This window comes from Ruminococcus flavefaciens AE3010 (assembly GCF_000526795.1).
Classification (GTDB): Bacteria; Bacillota; Clostridia; order Oscillospirales; family Ruminococcaceae; genus Ruminococcus; species Ruminococcus flavefaciens_D.
Genome location: NZ_JAGT01000001.1, coordinates 2,597,085 through 2,620,639, shown reverse-complemented (window position 1 = coordinate 2,620,639; position 23,555 = coordinate 2,597,085). Strand labels below are relative to the sequence as shown.

Here is a 23,555-nt window from a genome sequence, read left to right as displayed (position 1 = left end):
ACTTTTTCGGTTACAAATGTCACTGTTTGCCGCATTCCTCAAATATCATGTCGTACTCTTCCAGTGCGCCGTTGTCACCGATATAAACGGGAACGTGACCTACGTACCTGTAGCCCTGCCCTGCCATTTTGTCTATTACCTCGCGGGGTCTGAGCTCTCCGTCGCGGCTTTTTATATAAAAGCTGCCGCTGAGCTTTCTTCTGGCTTTAACATAAATGTACTTCATATCTTTAAAAGCTTCTCCGCGCCGTCGTTTATTTCCTTGACTATGTCTGCACAGGTCTTTATGTCGTTGACCATGCCTGAGATAGCTCCGCAGAGGAATGAACCGCTGTCCACGTCGCCGTCAACTACAGCTCTGCGGAGAGCGCCCACTGTGAGCTGCTCGAACTCCTCGGGAGAGAGTGTTCCCTCCTTTTCGCCTGCAGCAAGCTTCTTGGCGAACTTGGTCTTGATATTTCTGCACGGATGACCTGTATAGCGTCCCGTTACGATATTGTCAGTATCCTTAGCCTTGATGACAAGGTCCTTGAATGTGGGGTGTATCTGACACTCCTCGGAAGCGAGGAAGCGTGTGCCTATCTGAACGCCCTCGGCGCCCAGCATGAATGCAGCTGCCATACCTCTGCCATCAGCGATGCCGCCTGCGGCGATAACGGGTATCTCAACAGCGTCAACTACCTGAGGCACGAGACACATTGTTGTGTTTTCACCGATATGTCCGCCCGACTCTGTACCCTCAGCGATAACAGCGTCAGCACCTGACTTCTCCATTCTCTTTGCAAGAGCTACCGACGGAACTACAGGCATCACCTTTATGCCTGCTTCCTTCCATGCAGCCATGTACTTGCCGGGGTTGCCCGCACCTGTGGTGATGACCTTAACGCCCTCATCGATACAGAGCTGTGCCAGATCGTCGGCATTGGGGCTCATAAGCATTATGTTTACGCCGAAAGGCTTGTTTGTCTTTTCCTTGCACAGACGAATCTGCTCACGAAGATAGTCTATGGGAGCACTGCCGCCTGCGATAAGTCCTATTCCGCCTGCGTTGGATACTGCGGAAGCAAGTGTATGCTCGGCTACCCATGCCATACCGCCCTGAATTATGGGGTATTCGCAGCCGAGAAGCTCAGTGATGCGTGTTTTCATAGTAGTTCTCCTTTTTCTCATATCCTTGTAGGGGACGGCGTCCCGACGTCCCGCGATACGTTCAAAACTCACGGGCTGTCGGGGACGCCAGCCCCTACATCTTAGTTATTAGCTCTTAATACTCACAAATAATTCCGCCGTAGGTAAGACCTGCTCCGAAGCCTATGAGGGCTATCTTCTGTCCGCGCTTGATAAGTCCCTTTTCTATGCCCTCGCAGAGAGCAAGAGGAATTGAAGCGCTGGAGGTATTTCCGTAGTGATCGAGAGTCACGATGAACTTCTCCATAGGTGCGCCCAGCTTCTTGGCAGCTGTCTCGATAATTCTTATATTAGCCTGATGAGGTACGAACCAGTCGATATCGTCCTTGGTGATGCCCACCTTTGCGGCTGCAAGCTCGAAGGACTTTGGCAGGGCCGCTACTGCGAACTTGTATACCTCTTTTCCGTTCTGCTGAAGCTTGTGTATGGGAACATCGGGGAACGGATCCTCAAAATCGCTTTTCTCAACTGCAACCTCGGGAGCTACGTTCAGAGATCTTGCACAGAGCAGTCCCGCGCCGCTGCCGTCAGAGCACAGCGCCGATGAATAAAGCTTGTCGCTCTTTTCCAGTATGACTGCGGCAGCACCGTCGCCGAAAAGTATGCATGACGATCTGTCGGTGAAGTCAAGGAAGCGTGAAAGCGCCTCATTGGCAACAACAAGAACGTATTTCAGTGAATCATCTGTCTCAAGGAAGCGCCTTGCCACGTCTGTGGCGTATACGAAGCCCGAACAGGCTGCGTTCATATCAAAGGCAGCAGCATTGACAGCGCCCACTTCATGCTGGATAACGCTCGCCATGCTGGGGGTGAGGAAGTCCGATGTAGCAGTACAGGATATGATAAGCCCGATGTCCGCAGGGTCGATGCCCGACGCCTTTACAGCTTTCAGAGAAGCCTGTGCGCCCATATACCATGTGGGCTCCCAGCCTGCCATACGGCGCTGCGATATGCCCGTTCTTGTGCGTATCCACTCGTCGTCAGTCTCAACAAATCGGGTAAAATCGTCGTTTGTCATTATCTGGTCAGGCACATAGCTGCCCGTTCCCAAAATGCTTATACCCATTAATTAGCTCCTTAGAATCAACAAAATTATAAAACATGGTTGTAAAAACCAAAAAATTATGTTATAGTAGTAATGTCGGTATCCCGTTTGCAGGGGAATATTTATGAGCAGACAGAATACCACACATAATATATTGTAAATCATTTTGAGTTTTTTTGCAACGATATTTCAGCACTTTGACAAGCTAAAGACAAAATATCGGCATTTCTCACAAATTTACAATAATACATAAGTGAATTTTCACCATTACTTTGTATATAACATACAGAAAGGAAGTTTAATATTATGACAATTTCACTATTTTCGGGACAGGGCTCTCAGTATGAGGGAATGGGCAAGGACATCGCAGAAGCAATGCCCGAGCTTCTCTCCGTTTACGAGACAGGCTCCGAAATACTGGGCACAGACCTGAAAGAGATATGCTTCAATGCTCCCCTTGATGAATTATCGAGGACTATCAACTCTCAGCCCGCTATCATGGCAACTTCCATCGTGTGCCTGAAAGCTGCTCAGTCAAAGGGCTTCACATTCGACGGAGTTGCAGGTCACTCCCTCGGAGAGTACGCTGCAATGTACGCTTCGGGAATGATATCCCTTGAGGACGCATTCCGCCTTATAAAGGCAAGAGCTGCCGCTATGGAGGAGGCTACAGCTTCTTCAAAGGGCGCTATGGCAGCTATCATGAAGATAGCTCCCGAGGAAGTTGAGAGAGTGTGCGGCGAGGCTAAGGAATATGTCACAGCCGTAAACTACAACTCACCTGTTCAGACCGTTATCGCAGGCACTCCCGAGGGTATCGCCGAGGTAAGCGAGATATTCGCAGAAATGAAGGCAAGAGTTATCCCGCTCAACGTTGCAGGCGCTTTCCATTCAAAGCTCATGCAGCCTGCTGCGGACAAGTTCTACGAAACAGCAAAGACTATCGAGTTCAAGGCTCCCCAAGTGAAGTACTACTCAAATCTCACAGGCGGCGAGCTGACAGACTTCTCGGATATGGCTTCCATGCTTGCAAAGCACATCGTATCACCTGTGCGCTTCACATCTGAGCTTGCAGCTATGCAGGAGGCAGGCGCTGACAAGTTCGTTGAGTTCGGTCCCGGAAGAACTCTCACCGGTCTGGTAAAGAAGACACTCAAGGACGTGACAGCAGTAAACGTTGAAAATATGGAAACACTTGAAGGAGCATTATCATGAATAAATTTGCACTTATAGGACACCCCCTGGGACACTCAATGTCCCCTCTTATCCACGAAAAGCTGTTCGCTCTCAGCGGACTTGCAGATACATCATACGAGCTCATCGACATAGCTCCCGAGGATATGGCAGGCAGCCGCAGCACTCTTGAAGCGCTCCGCGGTCTCAATGTCACTATCCCCCACAAGCAGGCTGTTATCTCACTGGTGGACGAGCTTGCTGAAAGCGCTCAGCGCTACAACTCCGTGAACTGCATCAACAACGACAACGGTCATCTTGTTGGCTACAACACCGACTGCGACGGCTTCCTGCGCTCAGCAGAGCAGCTCCCTATCGGCGGCAATGTGGCTATACTTGGCTGCGGCGGCGTCGGCAGAATGATAGCTATCGAGGTAGCCCGTCACGGCGGAAACATCACCCTTGCAGTTATCCCGCAGGACGTAAAGAATGCCCAGATACTCATGGCTGAGATACTGGCAAAGTGCAGCGGTGCTTCCGTGAGGATCGCCGATATATCCACACTTGACGGCAGCTACGACCTGCTCATAAACGCTACTCCCGTAGGTATGTACCCAAAGGTGGATGCCTGCGCAGTAAGCGATACCATAATCGAAAACAGCGGCAGCGTATTCGACGTTATCTACAATCCCAAGGAGACCCTCCTCATGAAGAAAGCCCGTGCCCTCGGCAAAATAGCCGTAGGCGGCGCTTCGATGCTGGTATATCAGGCTGTAAAGGCTCATGAGATATGGTACGGCGGAAGCTTCAGAACTGAGGATATCGCAAGGATAATCTCCGACGTGGAGAACGCTGTTGACAGCATGAACAAGTGATATGATACGCCCCGCAAAGGCAGGCGACGCTTCACGCATCGCCGAGATGATCATAACCAACTACCGCGTGAACTTCTACCCCTTTTTCCGCAACGATGAGTTCTATTTCTCTGAGCTGAACGTTGTGGATATGGCGGCGGAGTACACCGAGGGCTCGGAGGAGCTGACAAACACCTATGTCTACGACGACGGCGGCGTTATCAAGGGCATTATCCGCGTAAACGGCACGGAGGTGGTCAAGCTCTACGTTGAGCCTCAGTTCCAGAACAGCGGCATAGGCGCAGAGCTTCTCGGCTTTGCCGTTGAGAAATTCGGTGCGGACAACCTCTGGGCGCTGGAATACAATGAACGCGGCATCGCCTTTTACAAGCGTCACGGCTTCGAGCTCACAGGCGAGAAGATGATGGAGGACGAATGGGTGCCGCTGGTTAAGCTTGTTCGCATCAAGCAGAAATAAGGAGAATTATATGACTGTATTTTTATGCGGCTTTATGGGCTGCGGAAAATCAACTATAGGAAAGCTTGCGGCAAAGAAACTGGGCTGCGGCTTCTGCGACACGGACGACCTCATCGTCCGCACTCTTGAAATGACTATCCCCGAGATATTTGAGAAAAAGGGCGAGCCCTTCTTCCGTCAGACCGAGGCCGAGATAGTCAAGTCCCTCTGCGGCAAGACCACTGTTGCTGCCTGCGGCGGCGGTGCCATGCTCAATCCCGATACCGCAAAGGCTGCAAAGGACGCAGGTGCGGCTGTGGTATTCCTCGATGTTCCCTTTGAGGTATGCTACGAGCGCATAAAGGACGACACAAACCGTCCTATCGTTGTAAAATCCACAAAGGAGGAGCTGGAGACTCTCTACAACTCACGCAGAGACGTTTATCTTGCACACTCCACCATAAGACTGGAATGTAACGGCAGCCCCGTTGAAAATGCGGAAAAGATAGCTGCTATCCTGAGAAAGTGAGCCTGTATGCTTATTTATAACGCTGAGATCCATACCATGGGTCCCTTAGGAGTAATAAAAGACGGCTGGATAGATATCCAAAACGGCAAAATAAAAAACGTGGGCAGCGGTTTTCTGCCCCGTGACGATAAGGACAGCATAGACGCAAAGGGCGGTATGCTCCTCCCCGGATTCATCGACGCCCACAATCACCTTGGCATAATCGAGGACGGTCTGGACTTTGAGGGCGATGACTGCAACGAGTCCACAGACCCCTTCACTCCGCAGATGAGAGCCGTTGACGGTATCAATCCCTTTGACCGCTGCTTTGAGGAAGCCCGTATGCGCGGGATCACCGCGGCGGCTTCAAGTCCCGGAAGCGCCAATGCCTGCGGCGGTGAGATAGCCGCTGTAAAAACATATGGCAGACGCGTGGACGATATGCTCATAAGAAGCTGCGGCATCAAATTCGCTCTGGGCGAGAACCCCAAGAACGTCTACAACGGACGCGAGGAGACTCCCATAACCCGTATGGCGATAACCGCTCTCATACGCGAGGGACTTTACAAAGCCCGCCGCTATGTTCACGATATGGACAGCTATTACTCCGACAGCGAGAACTACGACCCGCCTGAGTATGATATCAAGTGCGAAGCCCTCATGCCCCTGCTTGAGCGCAAGGAAAAGGCTTTCTTCCACTGCCACCGTGCCGACGATATCTGCACGGCTATGCGCATTGCCAAGGAGTTCAGCCTTGACGCCGTAATTATCCACGGAACAGAGGGTCACAAGATAGCCGACATCATCGCCGAGGAGAATATCCCCGTCATATGCGGTCCCGTTATCTGCGACCGCTGCAAGCCCGAAATGCGCGGACTTGAACTGAAAAACGCCTCAGTCCTCCACGACAGCGGCGTAAAGATAGCTATCTGCACAGACCATACCGTTATCCCAATACAGTACCTCCCCCTCTCCGCACAGGCTGCGGTAAAGGGCGGACTTGACTTTGACGAGGCGCTGAAAACTCTCACTGTTTATCCTGCCGAGATACTCGGCATAGACGATACCACAGGCTCTCTCACAGAGGGAAAGGACGCGGATTTACAGCTCTACAGAAAGGGCGACAATCCACTCGACCTCATGTCCGAGCCCGTACTCGTTATGGTAAACGGCAATATCTGCCGCAGGGAGGTTTAAATGAAAAGGCTGATATCCTTTGCCGCAGCTGCCCTGCTTTTCTTTGCAGCAGCTCCCGCAGTTACTTCATATGCCGAAAAAAAGGATGAAAGCAAGGATTTCTATTACCAAAAAACCGATAATAATGAGATATGCGTAACAGACTGCGTAAACACTGACATCAAGGAACTGATGATCCCCGAGACCATAGACGGACTGCCTGTTACCTCTATCGGCAAAAATGCATTTTTTCACCTTGAGGAGATGACCTCATGTGTTATTCCCGACAGTGTTACGTCAATAAACAAGCAGACATTCGTAGGCTGTCCCAAGCTGACCACCGTAAGCATTGGCAGCGGTGTCTCTTCCATAGGAGAGTACTCATTTGCCGATTCTCTTAATCTCACATCATTCACCGTCAGCAAGGATAATCCCACATATTCTTCCGTTGACGGCTGCCTTTTCAATAAGAGCGGTGATACTCTTATTCTCTATGCAGGCAGCAGCAAGGCGGTGGTGCCCGACAAAACAAAAACCATCGCCGATTTCGCTTTCTTTGAAAGAGCGGATATCACTTCGGTAACTATCCCCGACTCGGTGAAGACTATTGGTGAAAATGCCTTTTCGGGCTGCCTTGAACTGAGATCAGTGGATATCCCCGACTCGGTAACTACACTCAGCGCAAGGTGTTTCATGAGCTGCACATCACTTTCAAAGGTGCGCATAGGAAGCGGAGTGACTGCCATTCCCGACAAATGCTTCCTCTCCTGTACAGCTCTCAACAACATCATTATCCCCGACAATATCACAAGCATCGGCTATGAAGCCTTTTACAGCTGCGCAGGTCTCAGCGGTATAAAGCTACCCAAAAGCGTGACTTCCATCGGCGAAAACGCATTGGGAAGAAGATACAATACCTACACGGGTTCCACACAGAATATCCCGAATTTCGTAATAAAGGGCGAAAAGGGCTCTGCTGCCGAAAAGTACGCATCGGACTGCGGTATCATCTTCGGCACGAGGATATGTCAGAAGGGCGACGTCACAGGCGACGGCATTATCGACGCGGTGGACGCTTCTGCTGTACTCACCGAGTACGCTCTTATCTCCACGGGCAGTCCCCTGTCGTTCAATGCTGAGCAGAACATTGCCGCCGACTATGACGACAACGGCACGGCAAACGCAGTTGACGCTTCGCTGATACTTGAAAAATACGCGGAAAACGCCGTAAAGCACTGATATTACTGCTTTAACACTGAATTACTTTAATATAACAAACTGCTTTTTCGCCAAAAACCGACCTTTTTTGAAAACAAAATTCTATGCTCCCCATGCTCCTCAAACTATTGACAGAAGCCGCAAAAAATAGTATTATTAAAGTTAATATTAATAAATGCAAGGAGGAATTTTTTATGCTGACCGACATGAACAGCAAATTTCAGAAGGAAGGTCTTACCTTCGACGATGTGCTGCTTATACCCGCTGAATCAAACGTTACGCCCAACATGATCCAGATCGGTACTCAGCTCACAAAAACCGTTCACCTCAACACCCCCATTATGACAGCCGCTATGGACACAGTTACCGATTCCCGTATGGCTATTGCCATTGCCCGTGAAGGCGGTATCGGTATTATCCACAAGAATATGTCCATTGAGCAGCAGGCTGAAGAGGTGGACAAGGTAAAGAGAAGTGAGAACGGCGTTATCGTGAATCCTTTCTCCCTCACCGAAGACCACATCGTTGCCGATGCGGACGAGCTTATGGGCAAGTACAAGATATCAGGCGTTCCGATAGTTGACGGAAACGGCAAGCTCATGGGTATCATCACCAACAGAGATATGCGCTTCCTCACAGACTTCAATGCCAAGATCTCAGAGGTAATGACTAAGGACAACCTTATCACTGCTCCCGTTGGTACTACTCTCGCTCAGGCTCAGGAGATCCTCCGTGCACACAAGATCGAAAAGCTCCCTCTCGTTGATGAGAACGGCATTCTCAAGGGACTTATCACAATAAAGGATATCGAAAAATCCGTTCAGTATCCTAACTCCGCCCGTGACAGCAAGGGCAGACTCCTCTGCGGTGCTGCTATCGGCGTTACAGCCAACGTTCTCGACAGAGCAAAGGCTCTTATCGACGCTCAGGCTGACGTACTTGTACTTGACTCAGCTCACGGTCACAGCGCAAACATCATCAAGTGCCTGAAAATGGTCAAGGAAGCATTCCCCGAGATACCTGTTATCGCAGGAAATATCGCTACAGCAGAGGCTGCCGAGGCTCTTATCGCAGCAGGTGCTGACTGCCTCAAGGTAGGTATCGGACCCGGTTCTATCTGTACTACCCGTGTAGTTGCAGGTATCGGTGTACCTCAGATCACTGCTGTTTATGACGTTGCATGTGTTGCTCAGAAGTACGGTATCCCCGTTATCGCTGACGGCGGTATCAAGTACTCGGGCGATATCGTAAAGGCTCTTGCAGCAGGCGCAAATGTAGTTATGCTCGGCTCGCTCCTTGCAGGCTGTGCAGAAGCTCCAGGTGAAACTGAGATATATCAGGGTCGTCAGTTCAAGGTATACAGAGGCATGGGCAGTCTCGGTGCTATGGCTAACGGCTCCAAGGACAGATATTTCCAGGAGGGCGCCAAGAAGCTGGTTCCCGAGGGCGTTGAGGGACGTGTTCCTTTCAAGGGTCCTGTTGCGGACACTATCTTCCAGCTTGTGGGCGGTATCCGTTCGGGTATGGGATACTGCGGCTGCGTAGACATTCCTACGCTCCACGAGAAGGCTAAGTTCATACGCATCACAGGTGCAGGACTTAAAGAGAGCCACCCGCATGATATCTATATCACCAAGGAAGCTCCTAACTATTCAACACAGATATGAGCGCGGAGCCCGCGCCGGCTGACCACGTTGTCACTCGTAAACTCGTTTACTATCATCAAAACCGTTGATCGTACATCGCTTACGGCACAATATGTAAAGGCGGACATAAAGTCCGCCTTTTATATTTATCAGAATATGATATACGGCTTGCCGTCTATGGTATAGACTGCCACCTGCAGCTCGTCCATATTGTTCTCCTGAAGTCTGTTTGCCAGTGAAAGCTGTCCCGATTCGCCTTTTTTATTATACAGGCAATTTACCTTGAACACCTTTTTGCTTGTGGGCTTTACGTCAGGCGCAGCCTTTGCAAGCAGCGAGTCATACTGATAGATAGTATCGTCGTTGGTGTTGTCATCATCAATAGCTGCTGCCGAGAACTCAAAATCTGCTCCTATGAGGGTATCCTTTATAAAATCATATTCGCTGTTGAGATAATCCTGAGCCGATGAACCGTCAAGCATATATTTGAGCACATCTGGCTGAACGCTTTTTTCAAGGTACTCAGCGTTCTTCTCGGATATAGCATAATAGAATTCGGATATCTTCTTTGCCTCTTCGTCTGTGGCAAATGTGGCGCGGAAAGTTATCATCAGCGGTACATCCGAGGTATCGGGCTTCAGCTCTCTCTCGGCATAATCAGAGTAGTCTCCGTCGGGAGCGTCTATTTTCGCAAGATTATTATCCTGATGTATACCTGCGTTTTCGCTGTTCTTCTTTTCGCCGCAGGCTGCCGCAGAAGCAGCTATTAGCATTGCAGCAAGCAGAGCTGCCGCTTTTCTGATATGACCATTCATCTTATAGGTTCACCTCATCCAAATGTATAGTATTTGCCGTCCTTGGCAACAAAGACTATCTCACAGTCGCTGACAAGGAGCTGCTCCTGACCGTATGGGTCTTCCGCCATGATGTAGAAATTCGCGTCGATGACCTCGTCATTCTCTTCCTTTACAAGGCTGTAGTAGTCCTTTCCGAACAGCTCGTCAAGTGAGGAGAAAAAGGTCTCCAGATTATCCTTGCCCTCTGTATACACAGGAGCGGGTTCAAGCTTTATGCGTGTTATCCTGTAGTCGCCCTTCATCTGCTGTGCCAATGTGGAGCACTGATTCGCAAATGAAGTTTTAAGGTCGTAGCCGTATTTCTCGTCAAGGAATTTCTCCATTTCTTCGATATAGCTTGGACACACGCAGCGTATATAGGTGGCATAATCCGCCGACGACAATGCAATGAAGTACTTTTCGAGAGTGAGCAGCAGTTCTTCGGAGAACTCTGTCTCATCATAGTACAGCTTTATACCGCAGCTGCTCACGCGGTACGAGCCCAGTCCCACGTCCACAGCGTCGTCCTCGGGGACTATGACGTCCTTTCCGATACTGCCCAGCACAAGGGGCTCGTCAGTGACCTCCGCAGCGTTTACGTGCTCGGTGATCTTAGCCATATAAGCCTCGCTGTCGAAATTGTCTCCCGAGATATCAGCTCCGCCGACAGGAGGCTCTGTGGTGGTCTCAACGGGAGTTTCAGCATAGCTGGGCATGCTGTCATTTTTCTTTTTGCCGCAGCCTGCAAGACACTGAAGCGATACAGCTGCAAGCGCCAGTGCCGTAAGCCTTTTTTTATCCATCATCCTTTTTCCTCTCACTTTGTCGTTTACAGGCTTTTTCTGTATTATTGCCTGCTCATGACCATAAATACAGATCAGGGAGCACAGATAGAGATTTTTATCTATCATAGCTCCCAAATCTGCAAACTGTATGTTTTGTATGTGTTTATTTGATGAAAATCAAGCCTTTTTGCTTCTGTCCTTAGCTCTCTGAGTATTGCTGAGGACTCTCTTTCTGATACGGAGAGACTCGGGAGTTACCTCAAGGAGCTCGTCATCTGCAAGGAATTCAAGGCAGTCCTCAAGGCTGAGTATTCTCGGAGGAACAAGACGGAGAGCGTCGTCGCTTCCGCTGGCACGGGTATTTGTAAGGTGCTTCTTCTTGCAGACATTAACAACAAGGTCCTCTGTCTTTGGTGAAGCTCCTACGATCATGCCCTCATATACGGGAGTACCAGATGTGATGAAGAGCTGTCCGCGCTCCTGAGCGTTGTAAAGACCGTATGTTACAGCCTCGCCTGTCTCGAATGAAACGAGAGAGCCTGTGTTTCTGCGCTCAATATCGCCCTTGTAAGGCTGATAGCCGTCGAATACGTGGCTCATGATGCCCTCGCCCTTTGTATCTGTAAGGAACTCGCTCTTATAGCCGAAAAGTCCTCTTGCAGGGATAAGGAACTCGATACGCATGCGGCTTCCCTGTGGGTGCATATCCACCATATCGCCCTTGCGTGCGCCTATCTTTTCCATTACGGAGCCTACGCAGTCCTCGGGAACGTCGATAACAAGGCGCTCGATAGGCTCGAGCTTTCTGCCGTTCTCATCCTGCTTGAAGAGAACGCGGGGAGTTGATACGCCCAGCTCATAGCCCTCACGGCGCATATTTTCAATGAGGATAGAAAGGTGCATCTCACCTCTGCCTGCTACACGGAATGAGTCTGTGGAGTCTGTCTCCTCAACGCGGAGAGAAACGTCCTTTAAGAGCTCCCTGAAAAGTCTCTCGCGGAGCTGACGTGATGTTACGAACTTACCCTCGCGTCCTGCGAATGGGCTGTCGTTTACGGAGAATGTCATCTCAACGGTAGGCTCGCTTATCTTTACGAACGGGAGCGGGTCGGGAGCGTCAGTTGCGCAGATAGTATCGCCGATAGTGATGTTCTCGATACCCGATATCCACACGATATCGCCCATCTGAGCCTCCTGAACGGGAACACGGTTGAGTCCCTGTATCTGGAGAAGTGAAACTATCTTGGCGTTGTAGTTCTTCTTTGAGCCTGTGTAATCACAGACTGTTACCTGCTGGTTTACGGCTATCTTGCCTCTTACGATACGGCCGATACCGATACGTCCAACGTACTCGTTGTAATCGATAGAGGAAATGAGCATCTGGAGCGGGTCGTTCTCCTCGCCCTTAGGAGGCTCGATGTAGTTGATGATAGTGTCGAAAAGGGGCTTCAGGTCTGTGCCTGCCTCATACTGGCTGAGAGAAGCTGTACCGCTTCTGCCCGAGCAGAAAAGCAGGGGGCTCTCAAGCTGCTCCTCGTTTGCGTCAAGGTCAAGGAGAAGCTCGAGAACTTCGTCGCCGATCTCGTCAAGACGGGCGTCGGGACGGTCTATCTTGTTAACTACTACGATTATCTTGTGTCCCATTTCCAGAGCCTTTGAGAGCACGAAACGTGTCTGCGGCATAGGACCCTCAGCTGCGTCAACAAGGAGGAGAACGCCGTCAACCATTTCCAGTACACGCTCTACCTCGCCGCCGAAGTCAGCATGGCCGGGGGTGTCGATGATATTTATCTTTGTGCCGTTGTACATTACCGAGGTATTCTTTGCAAGGATAGTGATACCTCTTTCCCTCTCGATGTCGTTTGAGTCCATTACACGCTCTGCAACAGCCTGATTCTCACGGAACACGCCGCCCTGCTTGAGCATCTCGTCAACGAGAGTGGTCTTGCCGTGGTCAACGTGAGCGATAATGGCGATGTTTCTTAAATCTTCTCTTATCATATTTTCTTTCCTCCAGATAGTCTTTGACTTTCTTGTGTTTATATATGTAAGCGGCTTCCGCCGATCTTTCCCTGCATTATATATACATTTCTGAACATATGGACTATGTTTCCGTGCAAATCCTCTTTTTTTCCGGGCATAAAAAAGCCCTTGCAGGGAATTTGCAAGGTTTACGGCGAATGAAACAAAAACAGCCCCGAAAGTTTTTCGGGGCGTTTCTGGTGGGAGAGGATGGATTCGGACCATCGAAGCTGAAAAGCAACAGATTTACAGTCTGCCCCCTTTGGCCACTCGGGAACTCTCCCAATAAGAGTTGTTGTATTTTGTCTCAGGACAAAATAATGGAGCTGGTGGACGGACTCGAACCCCCGACCTGCTGATTACAAATCAGCTGCTCTACCAACTGAGCTACACCAGCGTTTAACGCTTAATTATTATATCATAGTTTGCTGCGATTGTCAAGTACTTTTTTGAAGTTTTTTCAAAAAAAATCTGGTCGAGGCGACAGGACTTGAACCTGCGGCATCTTGCTCCCAAAGCAAGCACTCTACCAAACTGAGTTACGCCTCGGTGATCATGGTAACTGACACGTCTGTGACAGACAGCTTTTATATTATATCAGAACAAATCCTGCTTGTCAAGCACTGATATCGCATTTTGTAAGATTTCACAATATCATCTTATGTTTTCGGTGTTTTTTGCCGAAAGCAGATAAAATAAAAAGGGAGCCGCAGCTCCCTTATAAAAAACATTAGTCCTTGATATCCTCTGCGATATCCTCAGCAGCGTCCTTGATATCCTCAGCAACGTCCTCTGCCTTGTCCTTTATCTCATCAGCAGCGTCCTCGCTGATCTCAAAATCGATGCTTTCGTCTGTATCGAAATTATCGAAATCATCGTAATCGTCGTCATCATAGTCTGAATCCGAACCCTTGTCCTTGAGAGCCTGTGCTGCGACATATCCAACGGCAGCTGCTGCACCAGCAGCTAAAATAGCTACTAAAAACTTATTCATTTTATTTTCCTCTTTTCTCCGCAAGAATTAGTACTTACCGAACCGCTTGCGAACGGATTACGATAATCTATAAATATTATATCATACTATTTCTGAAATTTCAACTCTTTACATATTATTTGTTAAAAACATCAAAATTGAAAGGGCAGTTATTGGTGCAGTTTCACAACGCAGTATCCTCTTGCCCAGCCAGACCTGTTTTGCGCCTGAATTCACCGCCATTTCCGCTTCTTCCCTGTCGAATCCGCCCTCGCTGCCGATAAAGAGCCCAACTGTCCTGACTCCCGAAAGCTCCACGTCTCCGAAGGAGCAGCCTCCCTCCTCCTCATAGAGGAGCACGGTGCGGTCAAGCTGCTTCATCATCTCAATTGCTTCCCTGAGATCCACCATAGGAGTCACTTCGGGGATCAGTCCCCTGCCCGACTGCTTTGCGGCTTCCTCGGCTATCTTGTTAAGTCGGGGCAGCTTCTTTTTGGCGAAGTCCTTCTCATCGGGACGTGAAATACAGCGCCTTGTAAGTACGGGAACTATCCGCGACACACCAAGCTCTACGCTTTTCTGTATGATGTACTCCAGCTTGTCAAGCTTGGGGACAGCCTGAAACAGTGTCACTTCCACATTGGGCTCTGCCGCGCATCTGTGCTTCTCCACAAGGTCGAGATATACGGAATCTGCGGTTATGCTGCCGATAGTACAGCAGTAGTCCACGCCGCTGCAGCACACCGTCACAGCCTCTCCCACTCTCATGCGGAGGGAGCGCCCTATGTGATTGGCGTCGCTTCCCGTGAGAACTATATTATTCTCGTCTATCTCATTAGTAAAGAATCTTGGCATAGCCTTCAGCCCTTCCTGTTCATATGTAAAAATCCGTTTACTATTGCCGTAAGCGAAAGCAAAGTTAACCTTCTGCAAAAAGTGAGCGAGCCCGTGAACGTCAACGTGGTCGGGAGCGCAGGCTCTGCGCTCATGAAGATTTATATTCGGATTTGATGTTCAGATATTCCTCAAGGCACTGTCCGCTCTTGTGGAGCTTTGTTGCCAGCTTTGAGCCCACATATCTGATATGCCACGGCTCGTACTTGTAGCCTGTATACTCCTCCTTGCCCTGCGGGTAGCGGATTATGAAGCCGTACTCGTGGGCATGCTCCGCAAGCCATGCAGCTTCGGGAGTATAGCCGAAAGCGTCGTCAATGGTATTGCAGTCTATGACAAGTCCTGTCTGGTGCTCGGAGTACCCGGGACGTGCGGAATAGGTATCAGCCGCATCCTTGCCGTCCTCTTTTACGTAGTTGTCGTAGATTATCTCCTGATCGTGATAGGAGCGGTAGCCCGAGCCTATCCAAATGCTAAGCCCTTCCTTGGCTGCCGCACCGGAAAGGGCTTGAAACTGGGTATAACAGAGAGGTTCAAGCCCCGGAGCAAAGCTCGCAGGCAGACTGTAGGACTTGTTCGCTATCAATACCCCTTCTATATAAGTAAGCCCCTCTGTATCGTACACAGGGGGCTCTGGAGCCTCAGCCTTGTTGGACTGAGGCGTTGATGTATCGTCAGTATCGTCGCCGCGGACAGTTACCTTTATCATAACTTCCTGCTTCGGGTCAGCCGCTGATCTGAGAGTTACGTAGCATACTCCCTTGGAGATACCCTTGATATGTCCGTAGCTGTCAACTGTAGCAATGCTCGGATCGCCTGATGACCAGCGCTCGTCGGATTCGTAGGTTCCCTCGGGATAAGCCTGTACCATAGGTGTATCCTGCTCGCCCACCGCAATGTAAACGCTTGTCTTGTCAAGCTTGAAGTCGCTCTTGTTTACAGGATCTGCCAGCGTTGTGGTAGTCGGAGCTGTTGTGGTGATAGCGGGATCCGTAGTGGTCGATGTAGTTGTAATGGTAGTATTTGAAGTTACCTTGCTTGATTTGCTTTTCTTGTCGCTCTTGGAGCAGCCTTTCGCAATAAGTATCACGAAAATAAGTACGATCAGTGCTATGATGAAAAGAGCTGCAAGACGTCTGTTTCTCAGTGTCTTGCGGGATACTCTCTTGCGGGGACGGTGGGATTCATATCTATCATATCTGTTGTTGTCCATGGTGATAAAGCCCTTTCTATGATTTTCGGCAGGACATGATTACTGCCTGTTAAATACCTTATTAATATTATATCACAGGTAAAATGAAATGTCACGCAATTTTATGTCAATTCCGCATTTTTTGAACACTTTGACATATAACACGCACCTTTTTTGGCGTTTTTCAACAAAGGCTCGCTGTTTTGGTTACAATGCGGTTAAAATCACAGCGTCCTTGACACGCCTATCCGAAACGAGTATAATAATATATGCTCATACTGTGCATGTACTGTACAGTGTCCGAAAGGAGTAGTTCTATGTCAGATATGAAAAGGATATTTGCTGCCGTTCTCGCAGTGGGAACCGTCTTCTCCGCAGCTTCGTGCAGCAAAAAGAAAAATGATACATCTTCCGACAGTTCTCCCGAATCTGTTGTTTCTACAGGCAAAAAGGAGAGCAGCTCCCATACTGTCACCGAAAGCGGCAGCATGGATATAGTATGGCTGTCGGATTTCGACCTCAATCCCGAGGAGGGCGCAAAGTCCACGGCTCTGTCCATATTTGAGGACGTCTACGGCGGCAGCATTACCTTTGTGCCCGTTTCCCCCGAGGAGAAGTTCACAAAGCTCGACCAGATGATACAGGCAGGCGAAGAAGTGGACATGTTCCCCTACGATATGAGCGTGTTCCCCGAGGGCGTTATCAAGGACAGGTTCCAGCCCCTTGACTCCTATTTCAAGGATATGGGCGTGGACGACGGAATGTGGGAGGATATGTCTCCTGTCATAGATATGTTCGCATACAAGGGCAAGCACTATGTGGTCCCGTTTTCTGTTTCGGAGCCCCAGATACTGACCTACAGCAGAAAGCTTATGAAGGACTCGGGCATCGACGACCCGTATACTCTCTACAAGGACGGCAAATGGGACTGGAACGTCTTCCATAATATGATAAATACATTCGCATTAAAGGAGTCCTCGCTCCACCACTTCGGCATAAGCGGCTTCTACGGCAGAGCTATGCTGGCTTCAAGCGGCACCTCCGTTGTAAGCCTTGAGGGTGACAGCTTCAAGAACAACATCGCAGACCCCAAGATAGCCAGAGCAGAGGTGATAATGCAGGATATCCAGTCGCGCTGGCTGTACAACAAGAGTCTCAAAGGCTCATTCCAGACAGATTACAGCACTCTGTTCTACGCTTCGAGCGACAGCACTCTGGCTACATCAAACAGGATATTCTCCGAGGCAGACCTTATGATAGTTCCTTTCCCGAGGTGTCCCGAGACCGACAAGTACCACGTTGCCTGCGACTACGACGCAAGAATGCTGGTGAAGAATTCCTCAAAGGGCAGAGCTGTTGCAACATATCTCAAATGCGAGCGCATTGCGGCTTCCGACGAGAAGTTCACAGCCAAGGCAAAGGAACAGGCTCTCAAGACCATGACCGAGGAGCAGTACAACGCACTTCAGGAGTATAAAAACATCGCAAAGTCCCAGCCTGTCTTTGATTTCGGCTACGGCATGGGTGAGACTATGCTGAAGGACGGCGACTGCAATTTCGACACAAGAGGCGCTATGGACAATATATCCACAGCCTTTTTGGAGGGCAGCTCTCCCGTAGGCTCATGGGAGGAGCTCCGCGACAGAATGTCTCCCATTATCGACGAGGAGATAAAGAAGTATAACTAAGAACTAAGTAGGGGGGCGATGCCCACATCGCCCCGTCAATAGCATTGGCGGATTTTATCCGCCCCTATAGCTAAAGGCTAACGGCTAATGGCTAAAGGCTGACAAAGGACGGCGCAAGCCGTCCTTTTTGTTCTCTGATAGTAAAATGCAACAAATTGCTGTAAAGGTTTTTGATACATTCTCCAAAGTTTAGTTGTATTGTGCAAATATACATAAAACGTTCACAAAAACCGCCCTCAATATGTTATAATGTTAGTATAGAAGCTATGCTTCTGTGACAAAACATGAGAGGGGTTTTTACAATGAAGAATTTAGCAAAGCTTTCGAGAAAGCTTACTGCTGCCGCCGCATCAGCCGTTATGGCGCTGACTTCAACGGCGTCGTTACAGCCTGTAACAACGGTCGCTGCGGACGCAGACAACAACTACTATGAAGCACTTGCAATGTCGCTCTATATGTACGACGCAAATGCCTGCGGAAGCGGTATCACCGACGGTCCGCTCACATGGCGCGGAGACTGCCACACCTACGACGCACAGGCGTCTGTGGGAAGTCTTGACGGCTCGGCAAAGTCCGCAGTCGATCCCGACGGCGACGGGAAAGTCGATGTTTCGGGGGGCTTCCACGACGCAGGCGACCACATCAAATTCAACCTCACTATCGGCTTCGGCATAAACAGTCTGGCACTCTCCGAGTACCTCAACGAGGGCATCTACGAGAAGGCAGGCTGCAAGGATCACCTTATATACGAGCTGAAATGGGGCGCTGACTACCTTATGAAGACTACCTTCCTCGACAGCTCGGGCAATGTGGCTGCTGTAGCTCACGTTGTTGCAAACGGCGGCGAGGATCACGCTATATGGTCATCTCCAGAGACTCAGACCTATGCAAGACCTATATACTGGCTCACAGCAGGCAAGAACAATTCCGCGGTATGCTGCGAAATGGCAGCAGGTCTGGCAGGTACGGCTTATATAGTGAAGGACTCAGATCCCGAATACTCCGCAAAGTGTATCAAATACGCCAAGGCGCTCCTTGAATTCGGTCAGAAGCACACAGGCAACGAGGGCGGCGGTCTTGCCGACTTCTACGGCACTGAGGCTCAGTATCAGGACGAGGAAGCTATGGCTCAGGCTTGGCTCTGGCTCTGCGGCGAGGGCAGCAAGCCCACACCCGTCCCAAAGAACGGTGACTACGGCAATCAGCAGTATGACGGCTGGGTATACTGCTGGAACAAGGTTTGGCAGGGCTATGCAGCTCTGATGTACAAGGCTACAGAGGATCAGGTCTTTGCTGATGAGCTCAAGGCTGAGCTCCAGAAGCAGGGCGACCTTGTAGTAGGCACATACAACGCTGACGGCTGGGGCGCTTCACGCTACAACTGCGCTAAGCAGATGGACGCTATCGCTCTTGCAAAGGGCGACAAGGACGCTGCCTACGCAAAGGCTGCAAAGTATCAGATGGATCATATCCTTGGAAACAACAGTCTCGGCTACAGCTTCCTGCTGGGCTACGGCGACAAGTGGCCCGTACATATCCACCACCGCGCAGCAAACCCGGGCAACGACGCAAACGGTGCTTCGTCCAATCCTTCCGCTAAGTACACAGCTTACGGTCTCCTCGTAGGCGGCGACGACAAGAGCGGCTATCAGGATCAGACAGACAAATACCAGTACACCGAGGGTGCGCTGGACTACAACGGCTGCTTCGCAATTGCCTGCGCAGGTATCGCCAACCTCTACGGCGGCGACGCGGCTGCAATGCCCGCACTTGCAAAGAAAGCAGACGAAATAAATGCAGATTTCAAGTTCGGCGACAGCTCGTCTATCGTTACAACTGAGACTACGACCACAACTACCGTTTCAAATACTGAGCCAACAACTACAACTACTACGACCACATCACCGGCACCTAAAGAAACAATTACTTTCAGACCTGAATACTATGTGGAGGAGGTAGTCTCATATCCCACAAAAACAGTTTATACTGTAGGTGAAGATCTCGATTTTACAGGCGTTTCCTTAAAGATACACTCTGAGACACGCTGGGTAGAAGCAAACGGAAACAGGTCAGGTATATTCTACGGCACACCTCGCACAGTAGACAATATCGCTATCTCTGCAAGAGACGTATCTATAGGCGGCGAAAACGGCGCTATATGGAAAGGCGAAATGGCAAATACTCTGCCCGCAGGCGAATATTTTGTCACAGCCAATACAACGATATATCCCGACAATTACCCCGAAGGCGTTCATTTGCTGAACTACAAACAGAAGATCACATACAAGGACGCTTCGGAACCTACTACAAACCTTGACGGCTCAGACTTTGAGATAAGCATCAGCCGCGAAAGGATAGCTGTAGGCGACAAGGCGATACTGAAATTTGAAAAGGGCGCAAACCTCATTCCATTCGGTACTCTGAACTACGATGAAGACCTTATCTCCTTGACAAAGAGCGGTGAGAATACCTATGAGATCATCGGACTGAAAGAGGGCTCGGCACGCATAAGCTTCACAGGTCCCGCAGGTCAGACAAAGTCTGTTACTATCTCAGTAGGCACAGGCGTTGACTTCGGCGACGCAAACTGCGACGGCGGCGTTGACCTTGCAGACGTTGTGCTTATCATGCAGTCCCTTGCAAATCCAAACAAGTATGGTCTCAACGGCACGGAGAAGTCACATATCACAGAATTCGGACTTTCAAACGCTGATGTAAACATGCAGAGCGGTGTTACCACAGAGGACGCTCTCTGCATACAGCAGTACCTGCTGAAGATCATCAAAACATTACCAGTAAGATCATAACTCATCACCTCCAAAATGTCCGTGCAGAATATTTTATCTGCGCGGACATTTTTTGTCCACCTGTTGCCTAATAATTTCATCGTGATTATGCACAATGTGTAAGGCTTCTGATTGCACACTATGCCGAAAATATAAGCAAAAAGCCTTATTTAACCGTATTGTAATATTTTAGTTACCGATTTGTAACCAAATTTCAATGCAAAACCTGTATAATAGATTTTGAGACATATTATAGGCGAAAAAATTTAGAAAGTAGTGTGATAACATGAACAAATTAAACAGGCTGAAATCAGCCATCATCAGCGGCGCTGTCGCTGTTTCCGCTCTTGCAGCACCTCTCTCAGCGGTGTCTCCCTCTCTCACAGCAACTGCGGCTGACGGCGATAACTATGCAAAGCTCCTTCAGTACTCCCTCTATTTCTATGACGCAAATATGTGCGGCAACAACTCCGACTGTGCTCTCACATGGAGAGGCAACTGCCACATGAACGATGTAGTTCCGGGCGGTTTCCACGACGCAGGCGACCACGTAATGTTCGGTCAGCCACAGGGCTATGCAGCTTCTACACTTGGCTGGTCCTACTACGAGTTCAAGGACGCTTACGAGGCTACAGGTCAGGGCGCACATCTCAAGGTAATAACTGACAAATTCTGTAAATTCTTCCGTGACGCTACAAAGCTCAACGGCAATACAGTTTCTGAGGTACTTATCGAAAAGGGCGAAGGAAACACAGACCACGCTTACTGGGGCGCTCCCGAAACACAGGGCGACAGAGGCCGTATGCTCTGGTCCTCAGGCGGTGCAGCAAACGTTACAGCCGAGTACGCAGCAGCTCTCGCAGCTAACTACGTAAACTTCGGCAACGCTGACGACCTCAAGTACGCTAAGGCTCTTTACGAATTCTCAAAGAAGGATAAAGGCTTCTATTCAGCAGGCACCTTCTACGATGCACACTGGACAGGCTCTGAGGACGAAATAGCTTGGGCAGCAGGCTGGCTGTACCTTGCTACCAAGGAAGATACATACCTCAATGACCTGAAGAACTGTCCTATCGCTTACTCAGTTCACTCATGGGAGAGCGTACAGCTCGGTGCTGCTATCCTCAAGGGTGAGATCACAGGCGACTGGGGCAACGCAAGCGAGCTCGGCAAGTTCAACGGCGACGGCTACTACTTCGCTAACGAATGGGGCTCTGCAAGACATAACGCTACTGCTCAGCTCTGCTCACTGGTCGCAGCTAAGTACAACAAGGCTAATTCCTCATGGGCTAAGGGTCAGATGCAGTACCTCACAGGTGACAAGGCATTCGCAAACGGACAGTCACACTGTCTCGTTGTAGGCTTCAAGTCCAATTCATCTAAGAATCCTCACCACAGAGCAGCTTCTCCCGATGTTGACGCAAGCAAGGGCAACGACGGACAGAACAACAAGTACCTCCTTGTAGGTGCTCTCTGCGGCGGTCCTCTTGATGCTAACGGAACATATCAGGACGTTCGTTCAGACTATCAGGGCAACGAGGTCGCTGTTGACTATAACGCAGGCTTCGTTGGTGCAGCAGCAGGTCTTTACCACTTCTACAAGACAGGCTCTACTGTATCAACTATCGAGGGCGTTAAGAAGATCTACAGCGGTTCTTCTTCAAGCACTCCCGACCCTGTAACAACTCCTACAACCACAACAACCAAGCCCGACAACGGCAACAACAATAATAATACAACAACCACAACAAAGCCAAACACTTCATCAGGCAGCGGCAAGACTCTTCTCCCTGCTGACATGAAGGTAGGCGTTGAAGAGGGTGACGACGGCGAGATGAACAACTACGCTGAGTTCAGCCCCGACGGTGCTAAGAAGGCTACACTTTACCTCAAGGTAAACACAAACGACACTGAGGTATCAGGCGGCTTCGGTACATGGACAGGTACATGGGATCAGGTAGAGTTCTCAGGCGTTAAGGTTAACTCTGACAAGACAGTTGCTATCGACTACGATATCCCATCAAAGGTCGGTTCAACTATCAAGGCTATGGTTTGGTGGCCTCACGGCAACGGCGTTACTATCGAGAAGATAGTTCTCGACGGCGACGGCAGCAACAACAGCGCAAGCGCAAAGACAACAACAAAGCCAAACAACGGCAACAATACCACAACAACTACAAAGCCAGACAACAGCTCTTCATCAAGCAGCGGAAACGACAAGGTCCTCACTGCTTCTGACATGAAGGTCGATACAGAGGAAGGCGACGACGGCAAGATCAACAACTATGCTGAGTTCGCACCGGACGGAGCTAAGTCATGCACACTTTACCTCAAGGTAAACTCCAGCGACACAGAGGTTTCAGGTGCTTTCGGCACATGGACAGGCGAGTGGGAGCAGGAAGACTTCAAGGGCGTAAAGGTAGGCTCTGACAAGACTGTAGCTATCGACTACACATTCCCGTCAAAGGTTGGCTCAACTATAAAGGCTATGGTATTCTGGCCTCACGGTGACGATGTTACTATCGAAAAGGTAGTTCTCCACACAAGCGGCTCTTCAAGCAACGTAACAACAACAAGAGTTACAACAACTACTACAAGAACAACTACAAAGGAAACAACCACAACCACAAGAACTACAACTACTACAGCTCCTAACAAGGAACTCGACGCTAAGCTCCTCGGTGACGCAAACTGCGATAATCAGGTAGACCTTTCAGACGTAGTTCTTATCATGCAGTCACTTGCTAACCCCAACAAGTACGGTCTCAACGGTTCTGACAGAACACACTTGACTGAGCAGGGTCAGGCTAACGCAGACGTTCACAGAAGAGGTAACGGTGTTACTTCAAACGACGCTCTCGCTATCCAGATGAAGCTCCTCAACCTTATAAGCTCACTTCCTGTAGATCAGGTTTGATGACACAAAGCAGCTCCCCATTAGTCATCTTACATTAACAGAAAAATTAGATTACCGAGCCTGAAATTATGGGCTCGGTAATTTTTTGCCACAATTTTGCCAGAGGGGGCTCCCCTCGGAGCTGCTTTTTTATGCTTTCACGCAAACTTGTACGATTTCCACAATTTTGCTGCATTTTTTTGTCTTGCTTTTTCGCC

General features: G+C 49.7%; 19 protein-coding genes and 3 tRNA genes. 10 read left to right on the top strand and 12 right to left on the bottom strand.

Annotated features, from left to right (window positions below):
• Positions 1–19: 19 nt before the first annotated feature.
• The 3 genes from N774_RS0111515 to N774_RS0111505 all read right to left on the bottom strand — a co-directional run bounded on the left by N774_RS0111515 (position 20) and on the right by N774_RS0111505 (position 2,254).
• A complete protein-coding gene (locus N774_RS0111515) occupies positions 20–226 on the bottom strand; it encodes a DUF4177 domain-containing protein (RefSeq protein WP_024861386.1) in 207 nt (68 codons plus the stop codon).
• A complete protein-coding gene (gene fabK / locus N774_RS0111510; RefSeq protein ID WP_080770487.1) occupies positions 223–1,170 on the bottom strand; it encodes an enoyl-[acyl-carrier-protein] reductase FabK in 948 nt (315 codons plus the stop codon). The genes N774_RS0111515 and fabK overlap by 4 nt, the downstream gene beginning before the upstream one ends.
• 94 nt (positions 1,171–1,264) lie before the next feature.
• The gene (locus N774_RS0111505) at positions 1,265–2,254 is read right to left on the bottom strand and encodes a beta-ketoacyl-ACP synthase III (protein ID WP_024861384.1); all 990 of its coding nucleotides are present in this window, start codon (positions 2,252–2,254) and stop codon (positions 1,265–1,267) included.
• A 285-nt stretch (positions 2,255–2,539) separates the two neighbouring features.
• On the opposite strand from N774_RS0111505, the gene fabD reads away from it, so the two are divergent.
• From fabD to guaB, 7 genes are all read left to right on the top strand, one after another.
• Positions 2,540–3,448, top strand: coding sequence for an ACP S-malonyltransferase (gene fabD / locus N774_RS0111500; protein ID WP_024861383.1), 909 nt, complete (start codon positions 2,540–2,542; stop codon positions 3,446–3,448).
• Positions 3,445–4,281, top strand: coding sequence for a shikimate dehydrogenase family protein (locus N774_RS0111495; RefSeq protein WP_024861382.1), 837 nt, complete (start codon positions 3,445–3,447; stop codon positions 4,279–4,281). The genes fabD and N774_RS0111495 overlap by 4 nt, the downstream gene beginning before the upstream one ends.
• Position 4,282: 1 nt before the next feature.
• A complete protein-coding gene (locus tag N774_RS0111490; protein ID WP_024861381.1) occupies positions 4,283–4,738 on the top strand; it encodes a GNAT family N-acetyltransferase in 456 nt (151 codons plus the stop codon).
• A gap of 10 nt (positions 4,739–4,748) precedes the next feature.
• Positions 4,749–5,246 (top strand): shikimate kinase, encoded by a 498-nt coding sequence (locus N774_RS0111485; RefSeq protein ID WP_024861380.1) that lies wholly within the window; start codon positions 4,749–4,751, stop codon positions 5,244–5,246.
• Between the two features lie 6 nt (positions 5,247–5,252).
• On the top strand, positions 5,253–6,422 hold the full coding sequence (locus N774_RS0111480; protein ID WP_024861379.1) for an amidohydrolase: 1,170 nt from the start codon (positions 5,253–5,255) through the stop codon (positions 6,420–6,422).
• Entirely contained in the window at positions 6,423–7,640 is a 1,218-nt protein-coding gene (locus tag N774_RS0111475) for a leucine-rich repeat protein (RefSeq protein WP_024861378.1), read from the top strand.
• A gap of 173 nt (positions 7,641–7,813) precedes the next feature.
• A complete protein-coding gene (gene guaB, locus N774_RS0111470; protein WP_024861377.1) occupies positions 7,814–9,286 on the top strand; it encodes an IMP dehydrogenase in 1,473 nt (490 codons plus the stop codon).
• Positions 9,287–9,414: 128 nt separating this feature from the next.
• On the opposite strand, the gene N774_RS0111465 is transcribed toward guaB, so the two are convergent.
• From N774_RS0111465 to N774_RS0111420, 9 genes are all read right to left on the bottom strand, one after another.
• Positions 9,415–10,080 (bottom strand): hypothetical protein, encoded by a 666-nt coding sequence (locus N774_RS0111465; protein ID WP_024861376.1) that lies wholly within the window; start codon positions 10,078–10,080, stop codon positions 9,415–9,417.
• A 14-nt stretch (positions 10,081–10,094) separates the two neighbouring features.
• Complete coding sequence (locus N774_RS0111460) at positions 10,095–10,904, bottom strand: hypothetical protein (protein WP_196231552.1); 810 nt, start codon at positions 10,902–10,904, stop codon at positions 10,095–10,097.
• 159 nt (positions 10,905–11,063) lie between these two features.
• On the bottom strand, positions 11,064–12,887 hold the full coding sequence (typA, locus tag N774_RS0111455) for a translational GTPase TypA (protein WP_024861374.1): 1,824 nt from the start codon (positions 12,885–12,887) through the stop codon (positions 11,064–11,066).
• 219 nt (positions 12,888–13,106) lie between these two features.
• Positions 13,107–13,192: transfer RNA gene (locus tag N774_RS0111445), tRNA-Tyr, on the bottom strand.
• 37 nt (positions 13,193–13,229) lie between these two features.
• A tRNA-Thr gene (locus N774_RS0111440) sits at positions 13,230–13,305 on the bottom strand.
• A 75-nt stretch (positions 13,306–13,380) separates the two neighbouring features.
• Positions 13,381–13,457, bottom strand: a tRNA-Pro gene (locus tag N774_RS0111435).
• Positions 13,458–13,638: 181 nt separating this feature from the next.
• A complete protein-coding gene (locus N774_RS0111430) occupies positions 13,639–13,902 on the bottom strand; it encodes a hypothetical protein (protein ID WP_024861373.1) in 264 nt (87 codons plus the stop codon).
• Positions 13,903–14,010: 108 nt separating this feature from the next.
• Entirely contained in the window at positions 14,011–14,736 is a 726-nt protein-coding gene (locus N774_RS0111425) for an RsmE family RNA methyltransferase (RefSeq protein ID WP_024861372.1), read from the bottom strand.
• Between the two features lie 130 nt (positions 14,737–14,866).
• Entirely contained in the window at positions 14,867–15,988 is a 1,122-nt protein-coding gene (locus tag N774_RS0111420; RefSeq protein WP_024861371.1) for a D-alanyl-D-alanine carboxypeptidase family protein, read from the bottom strand.
• Between the two features lie 296 nt (positions 15,989–16,284).
• Here N774_RS0111420 and N774_RS0111415 point away from each other — a divergent pair, with 296 nt between their 5' ends.
• The 3 genes from N774_RS0111415 (at position 16,285) to N774_RS0111405 (ending at position 23,358) form a co-directional block, all read left to right on the top strand.
• A complete protein-coding gene (locus tag N774_RS0111415; protein WP_024861370.1) occupies positions 16,285–17,655 on the top strand; it encodes an ABC transporter substrate-binding protein in 1,371 nt (456 codons plus the stop codon).
• A gap of 302 nt (positions 17,656–17,957) precedes the next feature.
• Entirely contained in the window at positions 17,958–20,462 is a 2,505-nt protein-coding gene (locus N774_RS18340; RefSeq protein WP_024861369.1) for a glycoside hydrolase family 9 protein, read from the top strand.
• Between the two features lie 265 nt (positions 20,463–20,727).
• Entirely contained in the window at positions 20,728–23,358 is a 2,631-nt protein-coding gene (locus N774_RS0111405) for a glycoside hydrolase family 9 protein (RefSeq protein WP_024861368.1), read from the top strand.
• The last annotated feature ends 197 nt before the right edge of the window (positions 23,359–23,555 follow it).

Bases quoted from the DNA above. Each gene is read 5' to 3' on its own strand.
- N774_RS0111515 (WP_024861386.1), bottom strand. From the start codon at position 226: ATGAAGTACATTTATGTTAAAGCCAGAAGAAAGCTCAGCGGCAGCTTT.
- fabK (WP_080770487.1), bottom strand. From the start codon at position 1,170: ATGAGAAAAAGGAGAACTACTATGAAAACACGCATCACTGAGCTTCTC.
- N774_RS0111505 (WP_024861384.1), bottom strand. From the start codon at position 2,254: ATGGGTATAAGCATTTTGGGAACGGGCAGCTATGTGCCTGACCAGATA.
- fabD (WP_024861383.1), top strand. From the start codon at position 2,540: ATGACAATTTCACTATTTTCGGGACAGGGCTCTCAGTATGAGGGAATG.
- N774_RS0111495 (WP_024861382.1), top strand. From the start codon at position 3,445: ATGAATAAATTTGCACTTATAGGACACCCCCTGGGACACTCAATGTCC.
- N774_RS0111490 (WP_024861381.1), top strand. From the start codon at position 4,283: ATGATACGCCCCGCAAAGGCAGGCGACGCTTCACGCATCGCCGAGATG.
- N774_RS0111485 (WP_024861380.1), top strand. From the start codon at position 4,749: ATGACTGTATTTTTATGCGGCTTTATGGGCTGCGGAAAATCAACTATA.
- N774_RS0111480 (WP_024861379.1), top strand. From the start codon at position 5,253: ATGCTTATTTATAACGCTGAGATCCATACCATGGGTCCCTTAGGAGTA.
- N774_RS0111475 (WP_024861378.1), top strand. From the start codon at position 6,423: ATGAAAAGGCTGATATCCTTTGCCGCAGCTGCCCTGCTTTTCTTTGCA.
- guaB (WP_024861377.1), top strand. From the start codon at position 7,814: ATGCTGACCGACATGAACAGCAAATTTCAGAAGGAAGGTCTTACCTTC.
- N774_RS0111465 (WP_024861376.1), bottom strand. From the start codon at position 10,080: ATGAATGGTCATATCAGAAAAGCGGCAGCTCTGCTTGCTGCAATGCTA.
- N774_RS0111460 (WP_196231552.1), bottom strand. From the start codon at position 10,904: ATGGATAAAAAAAGGCTTACGGCACTGGCGCTTGCAGCTGTATCGCTT.
- typA (WP_024861374.1), bottom strand. From the start codon at position 12,887: ATGATAAGAGAAGATTTAAGAAACATCGCCATTATCGCTCACGTTGAC.
- N774_RS0111430 (WP_024861373.1), bottom strand. From the start codon at position 13,902: ATGAATAAGTTTTTAGTAGCTATTTTAGCTGCTGGTGCAGCAGCTGCC.
- N774_RS0111425 (WP_024861372.1), bottom strand. From the start codon at position 14,736: ATGCCAAGATTCTTTACTAATGAGATAGACGAGAATAATATAGTTCTC.
- N774_RS0111420 (WP_024861371.1), bottom strand. From the start codon at position 15,988: ATGGACAACAACAGATATGATAGATATGAATCCCACCGTCCCCGCAAG.
- N774_RS0111415 (WP_024861370.1), top strand. From the start codon at position 16,285: ATGTCAGATATGAAAAGGATATTTGCTGCCGTTCTCGCAGTGGGAACC.
- N774_RS18340 (WP_024861369.1), top strand. From the start codon at position 17,958: ATGAAGAATTTAGCAAAGCTTTCGAGAAAGCTTACTGCTGCCGCCGCA.
- N774_RS0111405 (WP_024861368.1), top strand. From the start codon at position 20,728: ATGAACAAATTAAACAGGCTGAAATCAGCCATCATCAGCGGCGCTGTC.